This is a genomic window from Paraburkholderia sp. Clong3, from assembly GCF_050436485.1.
Taxonomy (GTDB): Bacteria; Pseudomonadota; Gammaproteobacteria; order Burkholderiales; family Burkholderiaceae; genus Paraburkholderia; species Paraburkholderia tuberum.
Genome location: NZ_JBNDMH010000003.1, coordinates 806,503 through 825,843, shown reverse-complemented (window position 1 = coordinate 825,843; position 19,341 = coordinate 806,503). Strand labels below are relative to the sequence as shown.

The window sequence follows — 19,341 nt, the reverse complement described above, 5'->3', positions numbered from 1 at the left end:
ATCCCTCAATCATATGCTGCAACGCCGCATTTTTCAATATTCGGTATGTAGTATATCAATGACTGTTGTTTTTAAGATTACTTTCACGTTAGCACGCCGCGCGCTGCGTGGGTTCGCCCACATCGTTCCCCGCGACGGTTCTCCGTGGCGCTTGGTGTAAACACGCAAAACGCGCGCTATTCGCGCAGCCGCGAGCGATGATCGCGCATTTTCTCCCTCACGCGGATTGTGAATTCCGGGTCGCGTCATTAACCTTCCGGACATTCCCTGCGCGGATCGATCGCGTCGAAAGCCTTGCCCGGGCGGCGCGATCGATTAAAGCACATATCACATTGAAGGAGACTCGATGAGCACCGCCCACCCGCAGGCCACAGTGGCCACTCACCGCAATGCGCGCAGTCAGGCTCGCAAGGCCGCGCTCGGCAGCTTTATCGGCGCCGTGGTCGACTGGTACGACTTCCTGTTGTACGGCATCGTCGCCGCGCTCGTGTTCAACGCTGAGTTCTTCCCGAACGTCGCCCCGGCGATGGGCACGCTTGCCGCGTTCGCGACCTTCGGCGTCGGCTTTCTGTTCCGGCCGCTCGGCGGCTTCGTGTTCGGCCATTACGGCGACCGGCTCGGACGCAAGCGCATGCTCGTGCTCACCGTGATGATGATGGGTCTGTCGACGGCCGCGATCGGTCTGCTGCCGGGGTTCTCGACGATCGGCTGGTTGGCGCCGGTGCTGCTCGTCACGCTGCGCGCAATCCAGGGCTTTGCGGTCGGCGGCGAATGGGGCGGCGCGGCGTTGATGGCCGTCGAAAGCGCGCCCGAGAAAAAGAAGGCCTTCTACAGTAGCGGCGTGCAGGTCGGCTACGGCGTCGGGCTCGTGCTGTCGACGGGACTCGTCGCGCTGATCAGCCGCTCGATGGACAACGCCGCATTCCTCAACTGGGGCTGGCGTCTGCCGTTTCTGTTCAGCGTCGTACTGGTGCTGATCGCGCTGTGGATCCGCTCGAGCATGGAGGAATCTCAGGAGTTCGTCGAGAAAGTCGGCCAGCATGGCGAGCGCCGTGTGCGCCTGCCGATCGTCGAAGCGCTGCTGCGCCATCCGAAAGCCTTCCTGCTGATCATCGCGCTGCGGCTCGCCGAGCTGTTCACGATGTACATCGTGACCGCGTTCGCGCTGAGCTACTCGACCACGAACCTGCACATGCCGCGCGAGTTTTTCCTGACGATCGGCTTCGTCGTCGGCGCGCTCAGCTGCGTGACGATTCCGTGCTTCGCCTGGCTCGCGGATCGCTTCGGCCGCCGTCGCATCTATATGATCGGCGCGCTGGTCGGCGTGTTCAGCGCGGTGCCGTTCTTCCTCGCGCTCGAAGCGCGTTCGACAGTATGGATTGTCGTGTTCGCGGTGATGCTTGCCAACATCGCGCACGACATGGTCGTCAGCGTCCAGCAGCCGATGTTCACCGAGCTGTTCGGCACCGAGTACCGCTATAGCGGCGCGGGTGTCGGCTATCAGGTGGCGAGCGTGGTCGGCGGCGGATTCACGCCGTTCATCGCGGTCGCGCTGGTCAGCTTCGCGGGCGGCTCGTGGCATCCGGTGGCCGCGTATCTGGCGATCGGCTGTCTGATCTCGGTACTCGTTGCAGCACGCATGAAGACCGGGCGCAAGATCGACTGACACCGGCGGAACTCGCTCTCGATACACGACGGGCCGGCGCGGCGAAGAAGCCGCGCCGGCCCGTTTCTTTTTGTGCCGCGCGTCGTGCGCGGCTCGCTTATTGGCGAATTTGCATAATGGCTCTAGTCGGAAATACCAAGGAACCCGCTCGGAGCGTCCCACGATTTGCACGATCGCGTGAAGAATACCCGCGTTTCACCAGGTTCACACCTTATGTCCGCGCGCTTCATATTGCGAAGCCATCGACCACGTCCTATTGTCGAGCCAAACACGATTTTGGGTACGTGGATCCAGGTCATATGAAATAAAAGTACATATAGCGATGACGCGACGGCGTGCGCAAGTTACACTCCGCCGCCTCAAGGTATATGCACGAAGCGCCGATAAACAGAACAACTGTAAGGAGACCCACTTATGAGTAGCATCAGCGAGCCGGGCGGCCAACGAGGCTCAGCCCCATTTTTTTCCAAACAGGCCACCGTCGCACAGCCCGGCTTTTCGCGCTGGATGGTGCCCCCCGCGGCGCTCGCCGTGCATCTGTGCATCGGTCAGGCCTATGCGTTCTCGGTATTCAACGGACCGCTGACCAAAGTGATCGGCATCACGCAGTCCGCGCCCGATGACTGGTCGCTGACCGCGCTCGGCTGGATCTTTTCGCTCGCGATCGTGTTCCTCGGTTTGTCGGCCGCATTCGCGGGCAAATGGCTCGAACACGTCGGTCCGCGCCGCACCATGTTCACGGCAGCATGCTGTTTCGGCGGCGGGTTCCTGGTGTCCGCGCTCGGCGTCTATCTGCATCAGATCGTGCTGCTATATCTCGGTTACGGCGTGATCGGCGGGATCGGGCTGGGGCTCGGTTATGTGTCGCCGGTGTCGACGCTGATCCGCTGGTTCCCGGACCGCCGCGGCATGGCGACCGGCATGGCGATCATGGGCTTCGGTGGCGGCGCGATGATCGCGGCGCCGTTGTCGGTCGCGCTGATGAACCACTTTCATAGCGCAACGAGCGTGGGCGTCGCGCAGACCTTCGTCGTGCTCGGCATCGTCTACTTCATCTCGATGACGATCGGCGCGCTCGCGATCCGCGTGCCGCCCGCCGACTGGAAGCCGGCCGGCTGGACGCCGTCCGAAGTCACGCAGCACCGGCTGATCTCGCGCAACCACGTGCATATCGATCAGGCGTTTAAAACACCGCAGTTCTATCTGATCTGGTTCGTGCTGTTCCTGAACGTGACGGCCGGGATCGGCGTTCTCGGCCAGGCCTCGGTGATGATCCAGGAGAGCTTCAAGAACACCGTGACGGCGTCCGCTGCGGCCGGCTTCGTCGGATTGCTGTCGCTGTTCAACATGGGTGGACGTTTCGTGTGGTCGTCGGCATCGGATTGGATCGGTCGCAAGAACACCTACGCCATCTTCTTCGTGCTCGGCGCGGTGCTCTACTACTTCGTGCCCAGCTTTGCCGCGAACGGACAGATCGCGCTGTTCGTGCTGACGTACTGCATCATCCTGTCCATGTACGGCGGCGGCTTCGCGACGGTGCCGGCCTATCTCGCCGACATGTTCGGTACGGCGTTCGTCGGCGGCATTCATGGACGGCTCCTGACCGCGTGGGCGGCGGCGGGTGTAGCGGGTCCGGTGCTCGTCAATTACATCCGCGCATATGAAGTCGCGAACGGTGTCGCCAAAGCAGACGCGTACACGATGACCGTGCACATCATGGCCGTGCTGCTCGTGATCGGCTTTATCTGCAACCTGCTGGTCAAGCGTGTGGATGAGAAGCACCACATGACCGATGCACAAGTCGCCAAGGGCGCGTGAGGAGATCCGTATGTCGACCGTTCAAACCGTACACCCGACCAACAAGGTGATGCTCGCGGTGTTCTGGCTGTATGCGATGATTCCGCTTGCCTGGGGAGTGATCAATACGCTGACGCAGGCGATGAAGTTGTTCAAGTGATGACCACCTGATGGGGTGCGCACCCCGGCCTGGTTGAGGGGCCGGGTGCCGATAGCGCGCCCCGCCGCAGTATCCCCCCTCACCGCCCCAACCCACTATGCGCGATCTGCTGCTCGACGAACTGCGCAAACAACGCATGCATGTGCGTCGTCGGATGCAAATCATCGGCGAACATGTAAGTCTGATCCGCATTGGCGCTCACATAGGTTGCCGGCGAACATAGCAGCGCGGTGTCATCGGGCGTTTTCTTCGGATCGCAGGCCTGCCCCGTATTCGACACGGTAAAGCCGTTCGCCTGAAAGCTTCCGATGAGCTGATTCGTCCACGTGTACGAATCGACCTCGATCACCTTCGACTGCAGCCCGTCGGTTTGCAACGCGGTGTTCAACGTATCGTTGAAAAGCTGCGACAACTGCGTGAGGTTCGCGCCACCATCGGCCGAAGCGAGCCCCTTCGGCGACAGCCCGATATTCGGCAGATTGATCACCACCACATGCGCGCCGCCGTTCTGCACGATCTGCCCGACGAGCTGGGCGAGCGTCGTGGCCGCCGCCTGCACGATCGGCGCCGCGGCGGGCAGGTTGCCGGCGCGGAGCACATCGTTCGCGCCCGCCCACACGAGCACGAGCTGATTGGCGTTGAAGCTGCCGTGAGCGCTCAGATAACTCGACAGTTGCTGATTGACAGGCATTTCGATGTTGCCGATGACGTCGCTCAGATAGTCGTACTGGTTCGCCGGCGTCGCCACCGTCGAGCCGCCTTCCGCATAACCGAGGCCGCTCTGCGCACTCAGCTTATGCGTGAAATCGATCGTGAACGCGGCGCTGAGCGTATCGCCGTAGTATTGCGCGACGTCCTGGGCCCACACCTGGCCGGGATTGGTCGTGAAACGCCCGCCTCCCACCGCGCTCGCGAGCGGCGCATAAGTCCCGACGTCCGACAGGCTGTCGCCGAACGACACGACCTGCAGCTTGACGCCGCCAGCCGGCTCGGCCGCCGTGCTGCCGCCGCTACTCGACCCGCTGCTGCCGTTACCGCCCCCGCCGCAAGCCGAGAGCAGCACGATCGACATGGCAAAAACTACAGCGCGGACCTTGTCATTTATGCCTCGCATTTGCTCCTCCTCGCCGGGCGGGCCAGCGGTGTCGAGTACCTCACGTGCGTGGTCGGTGCCGGAACGGTACCTGACCGCACGCGGCTCTTCAAACAAGCATCGCGTATGCCCAGCGAGGAAATGCGGCCCGCTCAAAGCCTCTCGAACACCGCCTCCTGCGCGCCTTCCCACAGCACCTTCGTGCCGAGCTCGCGCAGCTTTTCCTTGCCTTCGACGATCGTCAGAAAATGATTGCCCGCGAGTTGCCCCATCTTGCTCGCGAAGCAGCATGAGCCATATGCGAGGATGATCTCGGTCTCGCTATAGCCGCCCGGATAGAACAGGATGTCGCCGACCGATGGATGGCTCGTGTGATTCTCGAAGCCGACCGCGACGCCGTCGTTCTCGAGCTTGAATTCGCCGAGCGGCACCCAGCAGCCCTCACCGCTCCAGCGCACATGGATCAGCTTCTGCCGGTACGGCAGAAGCTTCAGGAACGCGGCCACGGTCTGCGGCGCATCGGGATGGGTTTCGGCGATGAAGGCGTGGCCGCATGCAGTCATCTTGAGTCGGGTCGTGGCGCGTTATCCGGTATGTGGGGTTCAAAAGCGGTTCGATTCTGTCGTCCTATGCAAGGTTTCGACAGATACAGTTGTCGGCGCCGCGGTCAGTCCAGTTAGACCACGTCCGATCGCGGGCGGCCGGCCGAACCGCGAAGCCTTGCGCCACGTGCCATGCCAGTTTGCACCGCGCGCCGCCACGAAAGTTCGTAGTTTGCAAGCCGCGCAATGCAAAGCACACTGCGCAAGTGCGTGATTCCTACTGTAGAAAGGCGAGCCGTTACGGCGTGCGCAGGCAAGCATCGGCCGGCGTGCATCTCAAGCGCGCAGCCGGTAGGCGAGCGGCGTCGCACCATAGCCACGCTTGAACTGCACGGAGAAATGACTGGCATTCTCGAAGCCAACTTCGAGCGCGATTTGCAGCACGGTTCGATCCGTGGCGCGCAGCAGCCTCGCCGCTTCCTCGAGCCGCAAGCGCGTCACGAACTGATGCGGCGTCTCCCCGGTCTCGCGGCGAAACACCCGGGCAAAATGAAAACTGCTTAGGCCGGCCTGCTCGGCCAGTTCGGCGATCGCCAGATCTTCGGCGAGATTGGTGCGGATGTACTCGGTCACTCGGCGAATCCGGCGCGGCACCAGCCGTTCGGGCCGCGTCGCGCCGCCGCGTCGCGCGTCGTTGCCGCTCGAATAGTGCTGCAGCAGGTGCGCGGCGAGCGCGTGAGCCAGCGTATCGACATACAGACGCGAATCGGCCGGATCGCGGGCGGCGCGATGCAGCGCGGCAAGCATCGCGGCGATCAGCGGATCGTTGAAGCGCATCGCATCGCCGAGCGACAGTTCACGCGACGCGTCGAGCCCCATCTGTTGCGCGACGCTGTCGATCAAATCGCGCTCGATGTGCACGTGCAACGTAGACAACGGCTCGTCGCTGATCGAATGCCAGCGCCACGAGATCGGCGTGGGCGGCACGAACCACAGGTCGTTCACGCGCATATCGGCGCTTTCCCAAGCTCCGCCGAGGTTGCGTTCGAGATGCTCGGCGCCGCTCGCGAGCGTCATCAGCGTGAAGTCGCGCAAACCGGGCGCTTCGAGCAGGTCTTGCCGCACCGGCTCGAGATACGAGCGCAGCACCAGATGCCGCCACTCGCGATCCACGCTCGACACGAGTCGCTGGCCGGCCATGTAGCGGTCGTAGGCGAGCGTCGTCGTGAGCTTGGGAATTCGTGCCATCACATCCCCTCGAAGGAGGTGCCGTATGGAAGGAGAAACGCCGCCGTACCCGTATTGCCGGTCCACTGTCAGCGCAAGATCACGAAAATGATAGCAAGGAACCGGCTACCGACATTTCACGAAATCGCTAATCATTGAGGTTGTCGTCTTTCACGCGTTTAGAACGCCGGAGCTACCGTTTCATGGAACATGAATGCGATACGCTGCCGCAATGGCTGACCGGCTCGCCGCAAGGCGAAGCCGGGCACGCGTCGGCAGCACACCCGAGAGCGGCATCCGCCCAACCGGCTTACCCGGCCGGCGCGCGGCACGCCGTGCAATCAGCCCACGCGGCTGAAGCAGTGAAGATGTCTCCCCGCGCCGCGAATGGTGCGGGTCGCAGTGGCTTTCTGACTCTGTTCACCGAGGAAGAAATCGGCACGCCGTCGCCCGCGGCGCGGCGGGCCGCGCCGCTGATCGGTCCGCTCGGACGGTTCGGCAGCGCGCAGGACCGCATGGAGTTCGTGCGTCAGCGCATCAGGCAATTGGGCTTCGACTCGTTCAGCTATACCGCCACGCGCACGTCTTCGCATCACAAGACGATGTTCGTGTTGACGAGCTACGAGTCGCAGGCCTGGCTCACGCGCTATTTCCGCGAGCGCTATTTCGAGCTCGATCCGCGCGTCGCGCTCGCGTCGCCGACCGGCATGCCATTTCTGTGGAATATCGCCGACCTGCGCGCCGATCTGCCGCGCGCGCAGCTGCGCAGCGAGCGGCTCGGCGCGCTGATCGACATGCTGGAGGCGACCGGCCGCAAGAGCGGCATTCTCACGCAGATGCCGCTGCCGGAGCCGGAGCTGAGCGCGAGCCTGTGCTTCAATTCGGAGATCGGCAACCCGCGCTGGATGACCGAATCGATCGTCGCGGAAACGCTGATGTTCGCGCACTCGATTCATGAGTTCATCTGGATGCACGCGAAAAGCGTGATCGGCATCGCGCCCGCGCAGCAGCAGCGCGTCGCGCTGAGCAAGCTGCAGCACGCGGTGCTGAAGGCGGTCGTGCAGGGGCAGCGCGACAAGGAAATCGCGTATTTCCTCGGGCTGTCGCCGCATAACGTCGACTATCATCTGCGGCGCTTGCGGCAGCTGTTCAACGTGCGCAACCGCGTGCAGTTGATCAATGTCGCGCAGGCGTATCTGTTGTAGTTGTAGTCGGCGTCTGCGCGTATCGATGAAGAGGGCGCGACGGCTTTTCGCTGTCGCGCCCTCTGCCAATCGCGCGGTCCTATCAGCTTTTCAAGCGATAGCCGGTCCTGAAGATCCAGCCGACGATCACGAGGAACACCGCGAGGAACAGCAGTGTCATGCCGAGACTCAGGCCGACGCCGACGTCGCCCAACTCGTAGAAGCTCCAGCGAAATCCGCTGACCAGATAAACGATCGGATTGAACAGCGTGACGGCGCGCCAGAACGGCGGCAGCATGTCCACCGAATAGAAGGCGCCGCCGAGAAACGTGAGCGGCGTGACGATCAGGAGCGGCACCAGTTGCAGCTTCTCGAAGTTGTCCGCCCAGATGCCGATGATGAAGCCGAGCAGACTGAACGTGACGGCCGTCAGCACGAGAAACAGCACCATCCAGAATGGATGCATGATCTGCAACGGTACGAACAGCGCGGCGGTCGCGAGAATGATGAGCCCGAGCAGGATCGACTTGGTGGCCGCCGCGCCCACATAGCTGACGACGATCTCCAGATACGATACGGGCGCCGACAGCAGCTCGTAGATCGTGCCCGTGAAACGCGGGAAGTAAATCCCGAACGACGCGTTCGCGATGCTTTGCGACAGCAGCGACAACATGATCAGACCCGGCACGATGAACGCGCCGTAGCTGATGCCCTCCACTTCCTTGATACGCGAGCCGATCGCCGAGCCGAACACGACGAAGTACAGCGACGTGGAAATCACCGGCGCGATGATGCTTTGCATCAGCGTGCGCCACGTGCGCGCCATTTCGAACTTGTAGATCGCGCGCATTGCGTAGATGTTCATGGGTTCCCCCGCAGCAGACTGACGAAAATGTCTTCGAGCGAACTCTGCGTGGTGTGCAGATCCTTGAAGCGGATACCGGCGTCGTCGAGCGATTTCAGCAGCGCGATGATGTCGGTGCGCCCGCCCTCGCCTTCATAGGTGTAGGTCAGTTCGTTGCCGCCGTTCGCGACCGCGAGCCCGTAGCCGGCGAGCGAAGCCGGCACCGTGTCGAGGGGGCTCTCCAGTTGCAGCGTCAACTGCTTCGTGCCGAGCTTGCGCATCAGCTCGGTCTTCTCTTCGACCAGCATGATTTCGCCCGCGTTGATCACGCCGATGCGGTCGGCCATCTCCTCGGCTTCGTCGATGTAATGCGTGGTCAGGATGATCGTCACGCCGCTCGCCGCGAGCGAGCGCACGAGCTTCCACATGTCGCGCCGCAGCTCGACGTCGACACCGGCGGTCGGCTCGTCGAGAAACAGCACGCGCGGCTCGTGCGACAGCGCCTTCGCGATCAACACGCGCCGCTTCATGCCGCCCGACAGCGTGATGATCTTGTTGTCGCGCTTCTCCCAGAGCGACAGGTCGCGCAGCACTTTCTCGATGTAAGCGGGGTTCTTCGGCTTGCCGAACAGGCCGCGGCTGAACGACACGGTGGCCCAGACGGTTTCGAACGCGTCCGTGGTCAACTCCTGCGGCACGAGGCCGATCAGCGAGCGAGCCGCGCGATAGTTGGAGCCGATGTCGTGGCCGTCCACCGTCACGCCGCCTTCGCTCGCGTTGACGATGCCGCAGACGATGCTGATCAGCGTGGTCTTGCCCGCGCCGTTCGGCCCGAGCAGCGCGAAGATTTCTCCACGGTGGATCGCCAGATTGATGTTCTTCAGTGCCTGAAAACCGCTGGCATAGGTTTTCGACAGATTCTTGACCGAAACGATTGGCTGCATGGACTCGATGATGGCCGACACCGCTGTTGAATGACAGGAAACGGCGCGAAGGAACGCGCCGCATCCGCAATGTAATGGAAAGTGCGAAAGCGTGCAGCGCACGCGAGCGGACGAACAGATCGTGCGGTTGCGGCGCTACGTGCGCGAAAAGGCGGTGGCGCTCGGGCTGTCGGCTCGTCGGGCGTGGGCCCCGGCTCGGTCCGCACGCTTTGTTGCGCGGCTCGCCGGTCAAACAGGTGCTGCGACGACTCAGACCTCAGGGCTGCGCACAGACAAAACTACTCGCCAGATTTACATTGCCTCGGCCGAGATAGCGCGGAAACCCGGGATAGCGGCACAGCGGCCGCGAGCGTCCATTCGTCGCCGCGGCGAGATCTGTGGCCATCAGCGTTTCGGGTGCGACGCCGCGCGTGACCCACGCGTCGAGCGCGCCGAGCAGATCGACCGATGGAATGAACACGCCGTTGCCATGCTGAAACCCCGGCACCATGTACAGCCGCATGAAGCGATCGACCTCGTCCTTGCCGAAACGCGCGACTAGCGCGTCGTGATACGCGATCGTCTGGTTCGGGCTGATCACTTCGTCGGCGAGACCCTGCAGCGTGATCAGCTTGCCGCCGTGCGCGATGTAACGCGACAGGTCGGGGTTCATCGCGCCGATCGTGGCCGACAGCGCGATCAGTTGCGCGCGATATTTGCCGGGGCGTTGCGGATCAAACGTCAACGAATCGAAGTCCGCATCGCGCGCGACGAAGTAGCGCAGATAGCCGTCGCCTTGCGCGAACAGATAACCGTTTGCATAGAACGTCGGTACCGGTTGACGCCGCGGCTGATGCGCGAGCCCGAGCGCGCCGGTCAGTTGCGTGCCCTGGAACACGTTGTAGCCGCGATAGCCGCTCACGTCCCACGCGAGCCGAAACGGCAGCGACAGCCCGTCGCGCATCGCCAGCAAGGTGGCCAGTTGCGCGTCGGTCAGACACGCATCGTCAGATGAAGGGCGCAGCGCGCAACGCAGCGAATCGACAATTTGCGCTTCGTGCGCGCGACATGCTTCGACGTCGCTGACGATGCCGTCCGCCATGCCGTCGAGCCGGTCGCATACCTCGAGCGTGCGTTGATAGACGCGTTCGAGCAGCGCCGGCGGCACGAAGCCGCCCGGCGTACCGTACTCGGCCTGGCCGAGCTTCACGCCGATCAGCCGCACGCCGGAAAAATTCAGCGCGGGCGCATTGGCGATCACGCCGTCGTAGTCGTCGGGGAAGCGCTGCATCACCGTGTAGCCTTCGCGGCCCCCCGTCGAGCCGCCGGCAAAATACATGCGCTGCGGCGGCCTGCCGTAAGCGTACGCGATCAACGCGAGCGCGACGTCATGGGTTTTCTTCAGATGCGCGTAGCCGAAGTTCGTCACCGCTTCATCGACGAGACCAAACTCCGCGAGCGACGAATCGCCGACATGCCCCGAGTCGTCACCGAACGTCGCGTAGCCTTGCGCGAGCGGCGCGCGATCCGGCCAGAACGGCATCACGCCGGTGCCGCTGACAACCACGCCGTTGTACCCGCCGCCGCCGATCTGCAACGCACGGCCATTCCAGCGACTCGGCAGATTCAGATCGAAGCGGATGTCGGGCGTCGTCCGAATCAGCGCCTTGATGCGGCCCGTGATGCGGCAATACTCGCCGCCTTGCTGATTGCCCGGCGCGGTCGCACCGATCATCGCCGCGCTTTCGATCAGCGCGCCGGCCGTCGGCATCTCGATCAATTCGGGCGACAGCACCGCACCCGCGAACTCCGAGCAGTGCATCGCGAACGGTGTCTCTTTGGCCTGCGCGGCCGTGCGATGCATCGCGAGCCACGCGAGCACGACGACGCTCATCACGGTCGCGAGTCCAACGAGCTTGCGCGTAGTGCGCATCGTGGTCGTGATGCGCCCGCGGCGCTCGCGTCGTGTCATTCGCAACCCGCGCCATTCGCCTGTACGCCCGACTGCTGCCCTTTCCAGCCGCTCCAGCCGCGCGCGATCATCAGCAGCGCGCCGATCGCCGCGAAGTCGCCGCCGAGCCCGACCAGCACCGCGCGAAAGCCGTGAAACGTGTGCGGTGTCGCCGTGTCGATGAGCAACGACACCAGCGTGCCGGTGACGAAGCACACGAGTCCGGTGCGCCCCACCGTCACGACGGCGGGCAGCCGCCTCGCGAGCCACGCGATACTGCCCATCCGCACGAACTGGGCGGCGAGCCACGCGATGACGATGAAATTGATCACACGTTCCACTGAAAGATTCTGCTTGTGCGTGCCGGACAAAGGCTGCGTCAGCACGAAAAGTTTGACCATCGCGAAGCCAAGCACCGCGACCACCGCGACGCGCGTGAGCCACTGTGCGGTATAGCTCGCATGAAAACGTTCGCTGATCGGCTGCACGCGGCACAGCATACCGAGCACGAACATCAGTTGCCACGCAAACGGATTAAAAGCCCAGTCGGCGACAGCGTCAATGCTGAATAACGCGGCGAGCGGCCGCGCGACGGCCCACACCGCGACGCTCACCGCGAGCGCGAGCGATGCAGAGCGGCGCGCGAGCGGCACCATCACGGGCACGCATAGCGCGAACAGCACGTACATCGGCAGCACGCTGGACAGATACGGTTGCCGGCGCAACAGCGCGATATCGAATGCCTGACGCCATGGCTGCAACGCGAACGGCGGCCAGCCGGTCATTTCTACCATCGGCCGATTCAGATCGAGCAGCGCGAGAATCGCGCCGGACACGAGCGTCAGCATCGCCGTCAACAGATACGCGCGATAGATCTCCCCGCAGCGTTTGAGGAAGCGCAGCTGCGCCGCGTGTTCGCCGCGATGCGCAAGCACCGCCGTATACGCCGCCGCCGATGCGTAGCCGCCGAGAAACACGAACACCTCGGCCGAATCGCACAACGCGTACGCGTGCAGCATCAGATGCGATAGCGTGCTGCCGGGAATGTGATCGAGCACGATGACGATCAGCACGATACCGCGAAAAAAATCGACTTCGACCGATCGTCCAAGGCCACGGCCTGGGGTTTCCATTCGTCTTCTCGAAGAATGCGCGCTGGCGGCACGCAAGAACGTCAATGGCCACGCATCAGCGGGTGCGATCCTGAACGCACGCAGGCTTTCTTATCGAGCTTCGGTCCGATCCGTCAGCACTTCGCGCTCAAGCGAAGGCCGGCATGACCAGCCGGATGGCGGGCCGTTCGCTAAAGGGATCGGTGGCTGGCGGAAACCATGTCGCACTCCTGTCCTCACCTAACCGCTTGACCACAGTTGGGGCTCTGCGGCGTGCACGGCAGAAGTATTTGTGACGTTGCGCGGCGAGCCTTACCTGCTGTGGCGCGCTGTTGATCAACACGAGACTGAACTCGATATCTTCATGGAGGATGGCGACTCTCAGCGTTCTTTCCCGCTCGAGAAACTCCAGCTGCAGGCGAGTCTGCCGGAGAGCGAATCGGTATAGCGATCCTCGACGTAGTCCGTGACCGTCGATTTCAGCACAACGCCGGTCAACAGCACCAGGACAAACGAGACCGCGACGCCCGCGCCCATGACGAGCGTCCGCTGATAGCGGTTCAGCCTGCTCGGCTCATCAACGCGTGAGTCGCCGTTGAGCGTGTGAACCACGCGTTCATGCCCACTGGAGCTTGTGCTCGGTGATGGCATGGCGGACCTGAATCAGTGACGCAAGACTTGAATCAGTGACGCAAGGATTGGTTTCAGCATCATACGGCGATTCCGACTCGTTGCGTGATTGATATCGATCGAGGCGCCTGCATCGGCGACGGATTTCGCTGAACCGCCGACGCTTGCTCAAGCATATAAACCGGCTCTTTCCGCTATCCGTCGCCGGTCACGATTGCTGACGGTGCCACGCTTTCCGCAATAGCCGACAGTACCGTCATCCCAAGGCGCTTCAGCGCTCGAATTCGGGGCAGAGCCGATTCGGACAGGTCCTATTTTCGTTCAATCTCAAAAATATAGACTGAACCCAGCTAGAGAGATTTAGCGCAAGCCAGTCCCCAAGTGCCTCAGCAAAATCCGGCCGATTCTTACGGCGGCCATGAGATCACGGGAATCTGATCGCCCCAGTTTTTGCATCTGAAATTCAACAGCAAAAAATGGCAATGGCGATTTGGAATTAGTTCGCATAACTCAATTCTTTTCATAGCCTTTAAAAGGAATCATGTCATGAACAAGTCCTATCGCACCATCTGGAATGAAGCCCTTGGGTCGTGGGTGGCAGCCTCCGAAAACGCGGTTGCGCGCGGCAAGCGCAACAAGGCTAAGGTTTGTGCAGTTGTGGCGACTGCGGTTGTGGCCGCAGCCTCGTGGGCGCCGGCAGCGCACGCCCAGTACAACGCGGGCGGAGGTGTCGCCAAGGGATTACATTCGATTGCAATTGGCTCAGGGGCAAAGACTGATGGTACGAATATCAACAGCATAGCTATGGGGTATAACGCTTTCGCAACTTCTGGTACGTCGGCAGGTGCATATAGTGCTACGGCTATCGGCACGAATGCGAACGCAGTCGGCGATGGTGCTGCGGCACTCGGTGATAACGCCAGGGCCACTGCGGACAAGACGACTGCAATTGGTCGCGATGCAATCGCCAACGCGGTACAGTCAAGCGCAATCGGCGCAGGCGCCGCGGCTAGTGGGGAGGGCTCCACAGCAGTCGGCGCAGAATCCAATGCGAGCGGGGACGGGGCGACAGCACTCGGCCTTCAGGCGAGCGCATCGGCTAGGAACTCAGTCGCTTTGGGGTTTGGCGCACTTAGCACAGGCGACGCTGGCATTGCAATTGGTCAGCTAGCTACTTCGGAAGGGACTGCCTCCATGGCGATGGGTGCATACGCCACTTCGACAGGGAACTACTCAGTTGCGATGGGTCTGCTCGCTGATTCGGCAGGGGATAACTCAGTGGCACTGGGTTATGGCGCCTCTGCATCGGCGGCTAACTCGGTGGCCTTGGGTGCGGGTTCGACCACGACGGCCGACCTTGGCGCAGCAGCTTACAACCCGGGTACGACTGCACTGTCGGGCACGACCAGCGGCGAAGTGTCGATGGGTTCGTCGGGCAAGGAACGTCGCCTGACGAATGTGGCGGCCGGTTCGGCTGCGACGGATGCGGTGAACGTCGGCCAGTTGCAGTCGGAGGCGGCGAAGTCGAACCAGATCGGTGCGGATACCGCGACAGCACTCGGTGGTGGCTCGACCTACAACCCGACCAACGGTGCGATCAGTGCGCCGAGCTACAGCGTGGGGGGCACGGCGGTGAGCAATGTGGGTGATGCAATTACCAACATCGACGGGCGTACGGCGCTGAACGCGACGAACATCGCGACCAACACGACGAACATCGCGGCCAACCAGACGGCGATCACCGGCATCGACGGCCGCGTGAGCAACGTGGAAGGCTCGGTCACGAACCTGACGCAGCAACTGGACGGCGGCAGCGTCGGCCTGGTGCAGCAGGACGTCGCCAGCAAGGCCATCACGGTGGCCAAAGACCTGGACGGCACGATGGTGGACTTCAGCGGCATCGACGGCGCGCGCACGCTGGGCGGCGTGAAGGCCGGTGCGCTGAGCGACACCAGCACCGAAGCGGTGAACGGTTCGCAGCTGCACGCGACCAACCAGAACGTGACGGCCAACGCGACCAACATCGCGGCCAACACGACGAACATTGCCGACAACGCGACGAACGTTGCGGCCAACAAGACGGCGATCACCGGCATCGACGGCCGCGTGACCAACGTGGAAGGCTCGGTCACGAACCTGACGCAGCAACTGGACGGCGGCAGCGTCGGCCTGGTGCAGCAGGACGCGACCAGCAAGGCCATCACGGTGGCCAGGGACCTGGACGGCACGACAGTGGACTTCGGTGGCACCGATGGCGCGCGCACGCTGGGCGGCGTGAAGGCCGGTGCGCTGGGCGACACCAGCACCGAAGCGGTGAATGGTTCGCAACTGCACGCGACCAACCAGAACGTGACGGCCAACACGGCCGGCATCGCCGACAACGCGACGAACGTTGCGGCCAACACGACGGCGATCACCAGCATCGACGGCCGCGTGACCAACGTGGAAGGCTCGGTCACGAACCTGACGCAGCAACTGGACGGCGGCAGCGTCGGCCTGGTGCAGCAGGACGCGACCAGCAAGGCCATCACGGTGGCCAGGGACCTGGACGGCACGACAGTGGACTTCGGTGGCACCGATGGCGCGCGCACGCTGGGCGGCGTGAAGGCCGGTGCGCTGGGCGACACCAGCACCGAAGCGGTGAATGGTTCGCAACTGCACGCGACCAACCAGAACGTGACGGCCAACACGGCCGGCATCGCCGACAACGCGACGAACATCGCGGCCAACACGACGAACATCGCCGACAACGCGACGAACGTTGCGGCCAACACGACGGCGATCACCAGCATCGACGGCCGCGTGACCAACGTGGAAGGCTCGGTCACGAACCTGACGCAGCAACTGGACGGCGGCAGCGTCGGCCTGGTGCAGCAGGACGCGACCAGCAAGGCCATCACGGTGGCCAGGGACCTGGACGGCACGACAGTGGACTTCGGTGGCACCGATGGCGCGCGCACGCTGGGCGGCGTGAAGGCCGGTGCGCTGGGCGACACCAGCAACGAAGCGGTGAACGGCTCGCAGCTGCACGCGACCAACCAGAACGTGACGACCAACACGGCCGGCATCGCGGCCAACGCGACGAACATCGCGGCCAACACGACGAACATCGCCGCCAACGCGACGGACGTTGCGGCCAACAAGACGGCGATCACCAGCATCGACGGCCGCGTGACCAATGTGGAAGGTTCGGTCACGAATCTGACGCAGCAACTGGACGGCGGCAGCGTCGGCCTGGTGCAGCAGGACGCGACCAGCAAGGCCATCACGGTGGCCAGGGACCTGGACGGCACGACGGTGGACTTCAGTGGCACCGATGGCGCGCGCACGCTGGGCGGCGTGAAGGCCGGTGCGCTGGGCGACACCAGCACCGAAGCGGTGAACGGTTCGCAGCTGCACGCGACCAACCAGAACGTGACGACCAACACGGCCGGCATCGCCGACAACGCGACGAACGTTGCGGCCAACAAGACGGCGATCACCAGCATCGACGGCCGCGTGACCAACGTGGAAGGCTCGGTCACGAACCTGACGCAGCAACTGGACGGCGGCAGCGTCGGCCTGGTGCAGCAGGACGCGACCAGCAAGGCCATCACGGTGGCCAGGGACCTGGACGGCACGACAGTGGACTTCAGCGGCACCGATGGCGCGCGCACGCTGGGCGGCGTGAAGGCCGGTGCGCTGGGCGACACCAGCACCGAAGCGGTGAATGGTTCGCAACTGCACGCGACCAACCAGAACGTGACGACCAACACGGCCGGCATTGCGGCCAACACGACGAACATTGCCGACAACGCGACGAACGTTGCGGCCAACAAGACGGCGATCACCAGCATCGACGGCCGCGTGACCAACGTGGAAGGCTCGGTCACGAACCTGACGCAGCAACTGGACGGCGGCAGCGTCGGCCTGGTGCAGCAGGACGTCGCCAGCAAGGCCATCACGGTGGCCAGGGACCTGGACGGCACGACAGTGGACTTCGGTGGCACCGATGGCGCGCGCACGCTGGGCGGCGTGAAGGCCGGTGCGCTGAGCGACACCAGCAACGAAGCGGTGAACGGCTCGCAGCTGCACGCGACCAACCAGAACGTGACGACCAACACGGCCGGCATCGCGGCCAACGCGACGAACATCGCGGCCAACACGACGAACATCGCCGCCAACGCGACGGACGTTGCGGCCAACAAGACGGCGATCACCAGCATCGACGGCCGCGTGACCAATGTGGAAGGTTCGGTCACGAATCTGACGCAGCAACTGGACGGCGGCAGCGTCGGCCTGGTGCAGCAGGACGCGACCAGCAAGGCCATCACGGTGGCCAGGGACCTGGACGGCACGACGGTGGACTTCAGTGGCACCGACGGCGCGCGCACGCTGGGCGGCGTGAAGGCCGGTGCGCTGGGCGACACCAGCACCGAAGCGGTGAACGGTTCGCAGCTGCACGCGACCAACCAGAACGTGACGACCAACACGGCCGGCATCGCCGACAACGCGACGAACGTTGCGGCCAACAAGACGGCGATCACCAGCATCGACGGCCGCGTGACCAACGTGGAAGGCTCGGTCACGAACCTGACGCAGCAACTGGACGGCGGCAGCGTCGGCCTGGTGCAGCAGGACGTCGCCAGCAAGGCCATCACGGTGGCCAAAGACCTGGACGGCACGATGGTGGACTTCAGCGGCATCGACGGCGCGCGCACGCTGGGCGGCGTGAAGGCCGGTGCGCTGGGCGACACCAGCACCGAAGCGGTGAACGGTTCGCAGCTGCACGCGACCAACCAGAACGTGACGACCAACACGGCCGGCATTGCGGCCAACACGACGAACATTGCCGACAACGCGACGAACGTTGCGGCCAACAAGACGGCGATCACCAGCATCGACGGCCGCGTGACCAACGTGGAAGGCTCGGTCACGAACCTGACGCAGCAACTGGACGGCGGCAGCGTCGGCCTGGTGCAGCAGGACGTCGCCAGCAAGGCCATCACGGTGGCCAGGGACCTGGACGGCACGACAGTGGACTTCGGTGGCACCGATGGCGCGCGCACGCTGGGCGGCGTTGCCGACGGTGCGATTGCAGCGGGCAGCAAGGAAGCCGTCAACGGCAGCCAGCTGTATGCGAACTCGGCGAGCGTGGCCGCTGGTCTGGGTGGCGGTTCGACTGTGAACGCGGACGGCACGATCAGCGCGCCGAGCTACAGCGTGGGTGGTACGACCGTGCATAGCGTAGGCGATGCCGTCACCAACCTGGATGACCGGGTCACGCAGAACACCACGGACATCACGAAGCTGCAGAACCAGGTGGGCGATGTCGGCACGCAACTGTCGGGCGCGGTGCAGTACGACCGTAACGTTGACGGTTCGGTGAACTTCGGTTCCGTGACGCTGGGTGGAGGCCAGAGCGCAGGTCCGGTGATCCTGACCAATGTGGCGAACGGCACGAGCCAGTATGACGCGGTGAACTACGGCCAGCTGTCGGCGTTGCAGGACCGGGTGACGGATCTCAACGGCCAGGTGATGGATCTCGGTTCCCAGGTGTCGAACATCCAGCCGGTCACCGCGGATGTTTCGTCGTCGGACCGCAACAGTGAAGCAGTGGCTAACGCGGCGATGCCGGGTACCGGTGCGGGCAGCACGGTGGTTGGGGCAAACGCCAGCGCCGCAGCGGAGAACGCGGTGGCAGTGGGCACCAATGCGGCGGCGACCGGCGTCAACTCGACGGCGATCGGCACGGGCTCGCAGGCTGGCAATGCGAACTCGGTGGCGTTGGGTCAGGGCTCGGTGACGGATCGCGATAACTCGGTATCGGTGGGTTCAGCGGGTCACGAACGCCAGATCACCAACGTCGCAGCGGGTACGGCGGACACGGATGCAGTCAATGTCGGTCAGATGAACAGCTCGGTCGCACAAGGCGTTCAGCAGGCCAACAACTACACCGATCAGCGTATCAACGCGACCAACCAGGCGGTCAACAATCTCGCCAGGAACGCCTACTCGGGAATCGCCGCCGCTACCGCGCTGACGATGATTCCAGAAGTCGATCAAGGCAAGAAACTGTCGTTCGGTATCGCGGCAGCGACTTACAACGGTTATCAGGCGATCGCACTGGGCGGTACGGCTCGTATCAAGGACAACATCAAGGTGAAAGCGGGTGTTGGGATGTCCGCGGGTGGCACGACTGCCGGGATTGGTGCCTCGTATCAGTGGTAAGC

Annotated in this window: 13 protein-coding genes and 2 pseudogenes; 7 read left to right on the top strand and 8 right to left on the bottom strand. The window is 63.5% G+C overall.

Translation table 11 applies throughout. The annotated features are described in order from the left end of the window. The first annotated feature begins 346 nt into the window (after positions 1-346). The 3 genes from shiA to OKW30_RS27180 all read left to right on the top strand — a co-directional run bounded on the left by shiA (position 347) and on the right by OKW30_RS27180 (position 3,623). Positions 347-1,666, top strand: coding sequence for a shikimate transporter (shiA, locus tag OKW30_RS27190; RefSeq protein ID WP_429348125.1), 1,320 nt, complete (start codon positions 347-349; stop codon positions 1,664-1,666). Positions 1,667-2,080: 414 nt separating this feature from the next. Then, the gene (locus OKW30_RS27185) at positions 2,081-3,484 is read left to right on the top strand and encodes an L-lactate MFS transporter (RefSeq protein ID WP_429348124.1); all 1,404 of its coding nucleotides are present in this window, start codon (positions 2,081-2,083) and stop codon (positions 3,482-3,484) included. Positions 3,485-3,494: 10 nt separating this feature from the next. Next, complete coding sequence (locus OKW30_RS27180) at positions 3,495-3,623, top strand: MFS transporter small subunit (RefSeq protein ID WP_184037284.1); 129 nt, start codon at positions 3,495-3,497, stop codon at positions 3,621-3,623. 79 nt (positions 3,624-3,702) lie between these two features. On the opposite strand, the gene OKW30_RS27175 is transcribed toward OKW30_RS27180, so the two are convergent. The 3 genes from OKW30_RS27175 to OKW30_RS27165 form a co-directional block, all read right to left on the bottom strand. Further along, complete coding sequence (locus tag OKW30_RS27175) at positions 3,703-4,737, bottom strand: SGNH/GDSL hydrolase family protein (RefSeq protein ID WP_429348123.1); 1,035 nt, start codon at positions 4,735-4,737, stop codon at positions 3,703-3,705. 131 nt (positions 4,738-4,868) lie between these two features. Next, positions 4,869-5,279: a DUF3830 family protein gene (locus OKW30_RS27170; RefSeq protein WP_429348122.1), complete on the bottom strand. Its 411-nt coding sequence runs from the start codon at positions 5,277-5,279 to the stop codon at positions 4,869-4,871. A gap of 315 nt (positions 5,280-5,594) precedes the next feature. After that, the gene (locus tag OKW30_RS27165) at positions 5,595-6,506 is read right to left on the bottom strand and encodes an AraC family transcriptional regulator (protein ID WP_184037292.1); all 912 of its coding nucleotides are present in this window, start codon (positions 6,504-6,506) and stop codon (positions 5,595-5,597) included. 182 nt (positions 6,507-6,688) lie between these two features. On the opposite strand from OKW30_RS27165, the gene OKW30_RS27160 reads away from it, so the two are divergent. Then, entirely contained in the window at positions 6,689-7,690 is a 1,002-nt protein-coding gene (locus OKW30_RS27160; protein ID WP_429348121.1) for an autoinducer binding domain-containing protein, read from the top strand. An 82-nt stretch (positions 7,691-7,772) separates the two neighbouring features. Here the strand turns inward: OKW30_RS27160 and OKW30_RS27155 are convergent, their stop codons facing one another. The 4 genes from OKW30_RS27155 to OKW30_RS27140 form a co-directional block, all read right to left on the bottom strand. Beyond that, positions 7,773-8,534, bottom strand: coding sequence for an ABC transporter permease (locus tag OKW30_RS27155; RefSeq protein WP_184072573.1), 762 nt, complete (start codon positions 8,532-8,534; stop codon positions 7,773-7,775). Further along, positions 8,531-9,457 carry an ABC transporter ATP-binding protein gene (locus tag OKW30_RS27150; protein ID WP_184037299.1) on the bottom strand — a complete coding sequence of 309 codons (927 nt, stop codon included), beginning with the start codon at positions 9,455-9,457 and terminating at the stop codon, positions 8,531-8,533. Before OKW30_RS27150 ends, OKW30_RS27155 begins: the two co-directional genes overlap by 4 nt. 256 nt (positions 9,458-9,713) lie before the next feature. Then, complete coding sequence (locus tag OKW30_RS27145) at positions 9,714-11,408, bottom strand: tannase/feruloyl esterase family alpha/beta hydrolase (protein ID WP_429348120.1); 1,695 nt, start codon at positions 11,406-11,408, stop codon at positions 9,714-9,716. Then, entirely contained in the window at positions 11,405-12,520 is a 1,116-nt protein-coding gene (locus OKW30_RS27140) for an OpgC domain-containing protein (RefSeq protein ID WP_429348119.1), read from the bottom strand. The genes OKW30_RS27145 and OKW30_RS27140 overlap by 4 nt, the downstream gene beginning before the upstream one ends. Before the next feature lie 66 nt (positions 12,521-12,586). Here OKW30_RS27140 and OKW30_RS27135 point away from each other — a divergent pair. Together OKW30_RS27135 and OKW30_RS27130 are read left to right on the top strand one after the other, a co-directional pair. Then, positions 12,587-12,655 (top strand): annotated as a pseudogene (locus OKW30_RS27135) (transposase); the annotation flags it as partial. Positions 12,656-12,782: 127 nt separating this feature from the next. After that, positions 12,783-12,869 (top strand): annotated as a pseudogene (locus OKW30_RS27130) (IS6 family transposase); the annotation flags it as partial. Positions 12,870-12,880: 11 nt separating this feature from the next. Here OKW30_RS27130 and OKW30_RS27125 read toward each other — a convergent pair. Beyond that, positions 12,881-13,111 carry a hypothetical protein gene (locus tag OKW30_RS27125; protein WP_429348118.1) on the bottom strand — a complete coding sequence of 77 codons (231 nt, stop codon included), beginning with the start codon at positions 13,109-13,111 and terminating at the stop codon, positions 12,881-12,883. A gap of 564 nt (positions 13,112-13,675) precedes the next feature. Here OKW30_RS27125 and OKW30_RS27120 point away from each other — a divergent pair. Then, positions 13,676-19,339 carry a YadA-like family protein gene (locus OKW30_RS27120; protein ID WP_429348117.1) on the top strand — a complete coding sequence of 1,888 codons (5,664 nt, stop codon included), beginning with the start codon at positions 13,676-13,678 and terminating at the stop codon, positions 19,337-19,339. The last annotated feature ends 2 nt before the right edge of the window (positions 19,340-19,341 follow it).

Coding starts and splice junctions, on each gene's coding strand:
- shiA (WP_429348125.1), top strand. CDS start 347: ATGAGCACCGCCCACCCGCAGGCCACAGTGGCCACTCACCGCAATGCG.
- OKW30_RS27185 (WP_429348124.1), top strand. CDS start 2,081: ATGAGTAGCATCAGCGAGCCGGGCGGCCAACGAGGCTCAGCCCCATTT.
- OKW30_RS27180 (WP_184037284.1), top strand. CDS start 3,495: ATGTCGACCGTTCAAACCGTACACCCGACCAACAAGGTGATGCTCGCG.
- OKW30_RS27175 (WP_429348123.1), bottom strand. CDS start 4,737: ATGCGAGGCATAAATGACAAGGTCCGCGCTGTAGTTTTTGCCATGTCG.
- OKW30_RS27170 (WP_429348122.1), bottom strand. CDS start 5,279: ATGACTGCATGCGGCCACGCCTTCATCGCCGAAACCCATCCCGATGCG.
- OKW30_RS27165 (WP_184037292.1), bottom strand. CDS start 6,506: ATGGCACGAATTCCCAAGCTCACGACGACGCTCGCCTACGACCGCTAC.
- OKW30_RS27160 (WP_429348121.1), top strand. CDS start 6,689: ATGGAACATGAATGCGATACGCTGCCGCAATGGCTGACCGGCTCGCCG.
- OKW30_RS27155 (WP_184072573.1), bottom strand. CDS start 8,534: ATGAACATCTACGCAATGCGCGCGATCTACAAGTTCGAAATGGCGCGC.
- OKW30_RS27150 (WP_184037299.1), bottom strand. CDS start 9,457: ATGCAGCCAATCGTTTCGGTCAAGAATCTGTCGAAAACCTATGCCAGC.
- OKW30_RS27145 (WP_429348120.1), bottom strand. CDS start 11,408: ATGACACGACGCGAGCGCCGCGGGCGCATCACGACCACGATGCGCACT.
- OKW30_RS27140 (WP_429348119.1), bottom strand. CDS start 12,520: ATGGAAACCCCAGGCCGTGGCCTTGGACGATCGGTCGAAGTCGATTTT.
- OKW30_RS27120 (WP_429348117.1), top strand. CDS start 13,676: ATGAACAAGTCCTATCGCACCATCTGGAATGAAGCCCTTGGGTCGTGG.